This is a genomic window from Actinomycetota bacterium (assembly GCA_005774595.1).
Lineage (GTDB): Bacteria > Actinomycetota > Coriobacteriia > Anaerosomatales > D1FN1-002 > D1FN1-002.
This window is the reverse complement of sequence record VAUM01000057.1, coordinates 1-8,704: the sequence shown is the minus strand read 5'-3', so window position 1 is coordinate 8,704 and position 8,704 is coordinate 1. Positions and strand designations below refer to the sequence as shown.

The 8,704-nt window shown below is 72.0% G+C and carries 8 protein-coding genes; 6 read left to right on the top strand and 2 right to left on the bottom strand.

What is annotated here, in order from left to right:
• Positions 1 to 27: 27 nt before the first annotated feature.
• From FDZ70_03875 to FDZ70_03855, 5 genes are all read left to right on the top strand, one after another.
• A complete protein-coding gene (locus FDZ70_03875) occupies positions 28 to 768 on the top strand; it encodes a hypothetical protein (protein ID TLM78807.1) in 741 nt (246 codons plus the stop codon).
• Positions 769 to 774: 6 nt separating this feature from the next.
• A complete protein-coding gene (locus FDZ70_03870) occupies positions 775 to 1,410 on the top strand; it encodes a hypothetical protein (GenBank protein TLM78806.1) in 636 nt (211 codons plus the stop codon).
• Between the two features lie 8 nt (positions 1,411 to 1,418).
• Positions 1,419 to 1,904: a hypothetical protein gene (locus tag FDZ70_03865; protein TLM78805.1), complete on the top strand. Its 486-nt coding sequence runs from the start codon at positions 1,419 to 1,421 to the stop codon at positions 1,902 to 1,904.
• A gap of 289 nt (positions 1,905 to 2,193) precedes the next feature.
• A complete protein-coding gene (locus FDZ70_03860; GenBank protein TLM78804.1) occupies positions 2,194 to 2,400 on the top strand; it encodes a molybdenum-binding protein in 207 nt (68 codons plus the stop codon).
• Between the two features lie 132 nt (positions 2,401 to 2,532).
• Positions 2,533 to 2,859 carry a TfoX/Sxy family protein gene (locus FDZ70_03855; GenBank protein ID TLM78803.1) on the top strand — a complete coding sequence of 109 codons (327 nt, stop codon included), beginning with the start codon at positions 2,533 to 2,535 and terminating at the stop codon, positions 2,857 to 2,859.
• A 24-nt stretch (positions 2,860 to 2,883) separates the two neighbouring features.
• On the opposite strand, the gene FDZ70_03850 is transcribed toward FDZ70_03855, so the two are convergent.
• The gene (locus tag FDZ70_03850; GenBank protein TLM78802.1) at positions 2,884 to 5,814 is read right to left on the bottom strand and encodes a DNA polymerase III subunit epsilon; all 2,931 of its coding nucleotides are present in this window, start codon (positions 5,812 to 5,814) and stop codon (positions 2,884 to 2,886) included.
• Positions 5,815 to 5,937: 123 nt separating this feature from the next.
• Positions 5,938 to 6,477, bottom strand: coding sequence for a hypothetical protein (locus FDZ70_03845; GenBank protein TLM78801.1), 540 nt, complete (start codon positions 6,475 to 6,477; stop codon positions 5,938 to 5,940).
• 381 nt (positions 6,478 to 6,858) lie between these two features.
• Here FDZ70_03845 and FDZ70_03840 point away from each other — a divergent pair.
• The coding region (locus tag FDZ70_03840) for an HAD family hydrolase (GenBank protein ID TLM78800.1) at positions 6,859 to 8,704 on the top strand (1,846 nt) is incomplete at its 3' end.

The following is an 8,704-nucleotide window of genomic DNA, read 5'->3' as shown; positions in this document are numbered from 1 at the left end:
ACCCGGACGCACGCGTCGAGGGAGCTCATGGTCGACCTGCTGGCGGCCCTCCCCGAGAACTCGGTGGCCACCGACGACGCACGCGCCCTCTTGCGCGACGAAGACCTCGACGGCTCACTGAAGGCACGCGTGGTCGCGGACCATGCCTTCGGACCGCAGGACTCCGCGCTCCTCGGCGACCTAGCGGTCGGCCCGGATGACGACCTGGCGTTCCACGCGCTGAAGAAGCTCGGCGAGGCCGACCCCGCCGCCGCAGGCCGGCTCGCGCTCGCGACCGTCGCCCGCGCGGACGCGGCCTCGGACATGAGGCTGTCGGCCGCGTACAAAGTGCTGGTCCGGAGCGGCGCGCTCGACTCCGACCGCACCACGAAGTCGGCCCTGCTGCGCCACCTCGCGACCGTGCTCGCCGCGCCGGACACGAGCCCCGAACTGTGCGACTCCGCGGCGTTCGCTCTCGCGGACATGCGGTCGCTCGACGCACTCAGGATTCTGCTCGAGTCAGGGGCCGCAGACGCCGTCGCACGCGCAGGTGCGGTCGATCAGAACGCGGCGCTCATCAGGGACGCCCTGCGGAACGACCCCGACGCGGCGACCATCGAGCTGGCCGTCACAGCGATGGAGCTGCATCCCGTCACCGAGATCGCCGCTCCGCTCGGGGCGGTCCGCGAGCGGATCGCATCCCCCGAGCTGGTCCAGCGGCTGGATGCGGCGCTCGCTCGCATCGCGCGCGACGGAGCGCCCCTGAACCCGAAGTGGACCGAGGACTGAGAGGAGATGGTCACGATGATCCCTTGGAAGCGCATCTTCATCACGACCGCCGTCGCGCTGCTGCTCGCCTCGGCCGCGTTCGCGAGCCCGGCGTACGCCGCGACGGGGAACCAGGGCTACGCGGTCTACCGCAACGGCGTGATCGTCGCCGGAGTCGACCAGTGGCATGCGGCGCTGATGTCCCTGCCGCACTGGAACTCGGGATCGCTGCCCGTGATCCACGCGCGCAGCGGTTCGAACTGGGTGCAGTACGGCACTTGGCCGGAGTTCACGGACGGCAAGACCTACCAGGGCACCTATCGCCCCAAGGTGGCGCCCACCTCGGCCGCGCGCGACGACTTCCTGTACGTGGCGAGGCGGCTCGTCGACGAGCGCATCCCCTACAACCTCGCGTACCAGGTCTACTACGACACCGGTACCGCAGGAACGTGGGTCGAGCCCGCCGAGATCACGAGCATGCGGTGCGACGGCGTGGTCGAGTATGCGTACGAGTGGTGCGGGTACCGCGTCTACGGCAACAGCACGTACTGGGACGTCACGAAGGCCGGATGGTTGTCCCGGGAGCACCATTCCGGCACCGCGGTGACCCCGCGCATCCAGGCGCAGTCCTATCTGACCAAGATCACCGCGAGCCTGCCGTGAGCTCGGCGATGCGTCGCACGCTGGTGACGGCGGCGGTCCTGCTGCTCGCCTGGGTCACAGCGGGCGTGACCAACGACGGCCGTTTCTGGACGGGGAGCCTTCCCACGGCGGCCGGCGCGATCGCCACGCTGGTGGCGGTCGGCCTCTGGCCCGTCGCGGGCGCGCTGTCGGGCCGGTCGTCCGCACCGGGCTTCGCCGCGGCGGCGACCATCTTCTGGGCCGCGGTGGTCGCGGGCGCACCCGTGCTCGCCTGGGCGTGGAGCGTCCCGATGACCGCGACCGGGGGAGCGTACGCGGTGATGACGCTCATGCGCGCACTCCTGGTGCCGCTGTACGGCCTGACCGGTGCGGCGTCCGGTGCGGCGGCGTCGAGTCCGTGGACCTCGCTCCTGCCGACGATGGGCCTGGGGGCGGCCGCGTACGCGCTGACCCTCGGCGCCTACCTCATCGCGAGGCGCGCGGGCCGGCGCGCGGAGCAGGGCGGCACGGCATGATCCGATGAGCGCCGGGCTTCAGGTGTCCGGCCGTCGGCCTGAACGCCGGCGGCCGGACCGGCTCTCGGTCCCGCGGCGGGAGAGCGCTCCTGAAGCTACTCGCATCGCGCACGTCCTCTCGGGCGGCGGCGCTCACAGGTCATCTTCCCCGTTCCGGCCCCGGGCGCGTAGGGCGACGCGCGAAAGGAGAAGATACCAGCGTGGGCACGGGCGCGGATCCATGCGGCAGCCACCCGCCGCGCCTCGCAGCGCACGACGCGATCAGTCACCGGGAGAGAGGGCGATCGAGATGCAGTACGGCGCGCGGAACGCAGTGGTCGGACAGGTGAAGGCCGTCCAGAAGGGCGACGTCATGTCGCTCGTGAAGTTCGACGTGAGCCCATGCGAGATGGCCTCGGTGCTCACCACCGAGTCGCTCGAGGAGATGGGCCTGGCCGTCGGCGACACCGTCCGCCTGGTCGTCAAGGCGGTCAACGTCCTGCCCGTCAAGGAGTAGGCCGAGCGCGACGAAGCCCGGGCGTCGGCCTCGCTAGCCTGCGAGCAGGTCCTTCATCTAGCTTCTAGATGAGCGCGGCCGCATTCTCGGGCATGAGCCGAGACGGGGGCGGCTTGGGACGAGGAGGCGCGCATGCCGTACGACGAGACGCTCGACGCACGCATCTCCGACGTGGTGACGCCGTGGGGGGCGACCCGCAAGAAGATGTTCGGTGGCACGGGCTACCTGCTCGCGGGCAACCTGATGACCGGCGTGTGGCACGACTCGCTGATCGTGAGGCTCTCACCGGAGGACGGCGCCGCAGCGCTCGCCCGCCCGAACGTGGTCCCCTTCGACGTCACCGGACGCCCGATGCGCGGCTGGGTGATGGTCGAGCCGGCCGGCGTCGCGGACGGCGCCTCGCTGCTCGAGTGGCTGCTCGCGGCACGCACCCACGCCGAGTCGCTGCCGCCGAAGTAGCGCGCGCGGCCTGCCTACCCGCGCTCAGAACGGCGTGGCGTCCTCCGCAGGGCGCTCCACGGGCCGCCCGTACCGCCTCTCGATCTCCTCCACGATGCGCTCGATGGGCAGCACCTCGACGTCGCGCACCGGGAGTGCCGCGAGGAACTCCGGGCCGTAGCGCTTCTCGCCGCCGACGAGCCTCGAGTCCGCGAGCACGAGACAGCCCTCGTCGGTCTTGCTGCGGATGAGACGGCCGGCCGCCTGCTTGAGCTCGAGGATCGCCTCGGGCAGGTAGTAGTGCGCCCACCACGCGCCGTCACGCTCCTTGCGCTCCTCGAGCAGAGGGTCGTTCACCTGCCCGAACGGCAGCTTCGGCACGATGACGCAGCGCAGCGTGTCGCCCTTCGCGTCGAATCCCTCCCAGAACGACTTCGTGGCGAACAGCGAGAGTGCCTCGTGCGCGAGGAACTCGTCGCGTATGCGCTTGCGCGAGGAGCCGCGACTCTGCACCGACAGGGGCACGCCGGCGCTCTCGAGCCGCGGCTCGAGCCGGTCGTAGAGCGTCTCCATGTCGCGACGGTTGGTGAACAGCGTCAGCACCGACCCGCCCATCGCCGCGTGCACGCCCTCGAGCAGGCGCTCGAGGTCGTCGAGGTACCCGCGCGAGCTGGGCGTCCCCACGTCGGACGCCACGAACACCGACATCTGCCGCTCGAAGTCGTAGCTCGACTCGAGGCGCACCCCTCGCCACGACCCTTCCGGCAGCCGGTCGAGCCCGACCGAGTGCGCGAAGTGCGCGAAGCCGTCGGCTCCCGCGGTGATCGTCGCGGAGCAGAAGACGACCGAGTGCGTCTCGGGATAGAAGCCCGTGGCCAGCGTGCGACCCACGTCGAGCAGCAGCGCCGAGAGCCGCTCGGCGCGCACGTCGGGCCTGCGGTCGAGCGCTGCGGCGTACACGAAGTCGTCGTCGGTGCCGTCCACCACCGCGACGAGCCCTTCGAGCTGGTCGGCGATGCGCGTGAGCAGGCCGGCGAGGTCCGCCTTGACCTCGGCCATGCCGGGCGCGTCGTGCTCCTCGAGCGTGATCGTGACCGCGCGGCCGCGCTCCACCAGGTGCTCGAGCTTGCGTGCCAGCGAGCGGCCGACGTTGGCGACGTGACCCCACGCCCCCGTGTCGCGCAGCGGTCGCGTGACGCGCATCTCGACGCGGTCGTACCCGCTGCCGCGCTCGGCCACCGCCGACAGGTCCTTGACGAACTCGAACAGCGTGTCGGTGAGCGTCGCGGCGGTCTCGACCGTCGAGCGCATGTCCTCGACCGCCGACAGTACCGTGCCCGCGGCATCGGGCATCGCCTTGGTGGCGCGCTTGCGGAGCAGGTCGAGCAGGCCGCCCTTGCCCTTCGCGTGCAGCGAGCCGAGCGCGGCGCGAAGCTCCGAGTGCGAGGCCTCGAGCGACAGCTGCCGGCGCGCCTCGGCCTCGGCGCCGTGCGCCTCGTCGACCACCCAGTGGCGGATCGGCGGGAGCACGCCGCCCGACGCCGCCATCCCCCTGAACAGCAGCGCGTGGTTGGTCACCACCACGTGCGCGTGCTCGGCCCGGCGCCGCGCCCCGTGCAGGTAGCAGTGGTTGGGGTAGAAGCGGCAGCGCTGCTTCGTGCAGTCGGCCACGGCGCACGCGACCGTCTGGCGGACGTCACGGCGCCAGTGCAGGTTCACGGCGTCGAGGTCGCCCCACGGGCTCTGCGCCACCCACGCGATGAGCGCCGCCAGTACGCCGACGGTCTCGGCGTCGGCCCCGTCGAGCGACTCGCTCGCGCGATCGAGCTTGCGCAGGCACGCGTAGTTCTCGTAGCCCTTCAGGGCCACGTAGCGCAGCCCGCCGCCGAGCGCCTCGTCGAGCGCGGGCAGTTCCGAGTGCATGAGCTGGTCGGTCAGCGCGTTCGTCTTCGTAGCGACGCCGACCGTCACGCTGTTGCGAGTCGCGAACAGCGCCGACGGCAACAGGTACGCCACCGACTTGCCCACGCCCGTGCCCGCCTCGATCGCGAGGTGGGTGCGCGTCGCGAACGCCTCGCTGACCGCGAGCGACATGCGCTCCTGCTCGTCACGGCGCTCGTAGCCGGGGTACATGCGGCCCGCTGCACCCTCGTCCGTGAACGCCGCTGAGACCTCGGCGGGCTCGGGCGAGACCAGCGCGACGTCGTCGGCGTCGCACATCGGCAGCTTCGAGTCGAGGCGCGTCAGGTGCCGGCGCAGCTTCTTCAGGTCCACGGGCGGCGCGGGCCTGGCCGCCGCCATGCGCGCGATGAGCGGACGCAAGGCCCACAGCGTCGACGGTGACAGCTCGGCGATGCGCTGCAGCACGCCCTCGGGCAGAGCATCGAGGCCGCAGAGCATGACGCGCCACGCGGCGGCGAGCGCCTCGACGTCGTCGGTGGCGCGGTGTGTGGACGCGGGCAGGTCGAACGCCGCGGCGATGTCGATCAGGCGGTGCGACTCGAGCCGCGGCAGCGCGATGCGCGCGACCTCGAGCGAGTCGAGCCACGCGCCGCGCGCGCGCAGGCCGGCCGCCTCGAGGAAGGTGCGGTCGAACGAGGCGTGGTGCGCCACGATGTCGCGGCCGCCGAGGAACTCCGCAAGCTCGATCACCACACGCTCGACGGGCGGAGCGCCCGCCAGCGCCGCGTCCGTGATGCCCGTGAGCTTCACGATCTCGACCGGCAGCTTCCGGCCCGGGTCGACGAACGAGCCGTACCTCGCGACGACCTGCGGCCCGCGTGCGATGACTGCGGCGACCTCGATGATCGAGTCCCGCTCGAGGTCGAACCCGGTGGTCTCGATGTCGACGAACGCGACCTCGTCCTCGAAGCCGAACTCCGCGTCCCGGGCGCGCCCGGCTAGGCGCGCGTACGAGGCGGCGACCTCAGGGTCCGTACCGGGTGCGAGCATCAGCTCGAGTGACTTCGGGAGCATGGTGCCGAGCCTAGCACGGGTCGCGGACACGGAGGCGGGGCGGGGCGCCGCGTCCCGGCCGGAACGCGAGCGGGGCGCCCCGTCGCCCGGGACGCCCCGCCTCGTCACGCGTGCGCGCGAGTGCTACATCGCGCTCTTGCGGCTCTCCAGGTACCAGACGCCGTCGACCTTCTTGAAGGTCCACGTGTACGTCAGGCCCTGCGGCATCATCGGCATCATGGACTTCGCGTCGACCGAGACGGTGTCGCCCTGCTCGACCGGCTTGCTCAGCTGGTACGAGGTCACGCCGTAGCCTTCCATCGTCTTGCTGAAGCCCGCGAGGTCCCCGTAGTACTGCTGGCTCCCCTTGCCCGTGAGCGGCAGCAGCTTGTAGGCGGCGACCCAGTCCTTCGCGACCACGGCGTCGTGGTACGCCTTCACGTGCGCCTCGGCGTCCGCGCCGGTCAGCTTGGTGGCGGTCTTGGGATCGAACTCGCTGCTCGGCGACGCGGTCCCGTCGGCAGGGGTCGTCGTGCCGCCGGTCGTCTGGCCGGTCGTCTGGCCGGCGGTATCGCTGACGTCGGGTATCGCGGTGAAGTTGCGGTACACGATGAAGCCGACGACCACGAGCAGGACGGCGATCACGCCGCCGAGGATGTACACCATGTTCTTGTTCTCGCCCATGTCGATCCTTCCGCTTCAGACTCGCCTGAACAACGCGTGACAGCATACACCGTGACGCCCGCGGGCGACACGCCGCCGTGAGCGCCGCCGTGAGCGCCGTCACGAGCGGAACACACCGAGGCTGGCGCCACATCGCCCGCGCCGAGGCACCGCGCCGAGGCACCCGTTGCCTCGGCGGCGGCGCGGTGCTACTGTCGCTCGCCGAAGGGGAGTAGCGCCCGGCCTTGAGCCGGGAGGCAGGCCGTCATCACGGGCGACGAAGCCCCGGCCCTGCCAGCACAGCACCTCACTGTGACCGCGAGACCTTCGGCTCGGGCGACCGCGATCCGGTGCGCCGGGGCCGGGGGTCTTTCTCGTTGGCGGACGATACGGAGACGGGACATGGGCGCAGACGGCGCGATGGCCGGCGGCACACCGCGGATCACGCGGGGCGAGTGGCACATGCACGGAGCCGACGAGGCCCTCACGGCGCTCGGCAGCGACGCGGCGTCCGGCCTGACGGCCGACGAGGCTGCTCGCCGCCTTGAGCAGGCCGGACCGAACGCGCTGGCCACCGAGGACCGCCGCCCGGCCTGGCGGATGTTCCTCGCCCAGTTCGAGGACTTCATGATCTGGGTGCTCATGGTCGCCGTGGTCATCTCGGCGTTCGAGGGCGAGGTCGCCGAGTCCGTCGCCATCCTTGCGATCCTGCTGCTCAACGGCATCCTCGGTTTCGTGCAGGAGTACCGCGCCGAGAAGGCGCTCGCCGCGCTCAAGGAGATGTCGGCACCCGCGGCGACCGTCGTGCGCGACGGCGCGGAGCGCGAGGTCGCGGCCGCGGAACTCGTCCCCGGCGACATCGTGCTGCTCGAGGCCGGCGACAAGGTCCCGGCCGACGGCCGCCTCGTCGAGGCCGCCGCGCTGCGTGCCGACGAAGCCGCGCTCACCGGCGAGAGCAAGCCCGCACGCAAGGACGCGTCCCACACAGCCGAGCGCGACTCCGCGCTCGGCGACCGCCGTTCGATGGTCTTCGCGAGCACGGCGATCGCCGTCGGCCGAGGGCGCATGCTCGTCACCGCCACCGGGCAGGACACCGAGGTCGGGCACATCGCCGACCTGCTCGCCAGCCAACCCGAGGAGAAGACGCCGCTCCAGCGCGAGCTGCAGGTCACCGGCAAGCGCATCGCCATCGGCGTGCTCGGGGTCGCGGCGGCCGTGTTCGCCGTGATGACGTGGCGGGCGCTCGGCTCTGGCGAGCCCATCGGGTCGGGCCTCGCGGGCGCGGCGCTCATCGCGCTGTCGCTCGCGGTCGCCGCCATCCCGGAGGGGCTGCCGGCGGTCGTGACGATGGCGCTGTCGCTCGGCGTGCGGCGCATGGCCTCGCACAACGCGGTCGTGCGGCGGCTCCACTCCGTCGAGACGCTCGGCGGCACGACGTTCATCTGCTCGGACAAGACCGGCACCATCACGCTCAACCGCATGCGCGTCCGCCGGCTGGTCGTCGGCGAGGACGCCGTCGAGGTGCTCCCCGACTTCGCCATGCAGGCCGAGGGTGCCGAGCCGCTCGCGGACGACCTGCGACTGTTGCTCGAGGCGGCGGCGTCGTGCAACGACGCGCGGTTCGACGCGACCGGCACGCTCGTGGGCGATCCCACCGAGACCGCGCTCATCGAGGTCGCCACCCGCCTCGCGCCCGACGACGTCCGGCCTCGGCGCATCGGCGAGGTCCCGTTCGACTCGGAGCGCAAGCGCATGACCACCGTGCACGACACGGGCGCCGGGCGCGTGGCCTACCTCAAGGGCGGCGCCGACGTGGTCCTCGCGCTGTGCACGCACGCGCGCCTGCGCGGCGAGACCGTGCCGCTCACCGCCGAGCTGCACGCGCGGCTCCACGACCTGAACGCGGCGCTCGCCTCGGGGGGCCACCGCACGCTCGCGGTGGCGATGCGCGCACTCGCAGCCGACGAGCCCTCCGAGGGCGAAGGCCTCGAGCGCGAGATGACCTACCTCGGCATCACCGCCCTGCTCGATCCGCCCCGGCCCGAGGTGACGGCAGCGCTCGCCGAGTGCCACGCGGCGGGCATCGAGGTCGCGATGATCACCGGCGACCACGCGCTCACCGCCGAGGCGATCGGCTCGGAGATCGGCCTGCTCGAGGGCAAGCGCGTCGTGACCGGCGTCGATCTCGAGGCGATGTCCGACGAGGACCTGGCCGCCTCGGTCGAGGACATCCGCATCTACGCGCGCG

What these genes read in the sequence shown, in the direction of transcription:
- FDZ70_03860 (TLM78804.1), top strand. Translation starts at nt 2,194, where the DNA reads ATGCAGTACGGCGCGCGGAACGCAGTGGTCGGACAGGTGAAGGCCGTC.
- FDZ70_03870 (TLM78806.1), top strand. Translation starts at nt 775, where the DNA reads ATGGTCACGATGATCCCTTGGAAGCGCATCTTCATCACGACCGCCGTC.
- FDZ70_03855 (TLM78803.1), top strand. Translation starts at nt 2,533, where the DNA reads ATGCCGTACGACGAGACGCTCGACGCACGCATCTCCGACGTGGTGACG.
- FDZ70_03865 (TLM78805.1), top strand. Translation starts at nt 1,419, where the DNA reads ATGCGTCGCACGCTGGTGACGGCGGCGGTCCTGCTGCTCGCCTGGGTC.
- FDZ70_03845 (TLM78801.1), bottom strand. Translation starts at nt 6,477, where the DNA reads ATGGGCGAGAACAAGAACATGGTGTACATCCTCGGCGGCGTGATCGCC.
- FDZ70_03850 (TLM78802.1), bottom strand. Translation starts at nt 5,814, where the DNA reads ATGCTCCCGAAGTCACTCGAGCTGATGCTCGCACCCGGTACGGACCCT.
- FDZ70_03875 (TLM78807.1), top strand. Translation starts at nt 28, where the DNA reads ATGGTCGACCTGCTGGCGGCCCTCCCCGAGAACTCGGTGGCCACCGAC.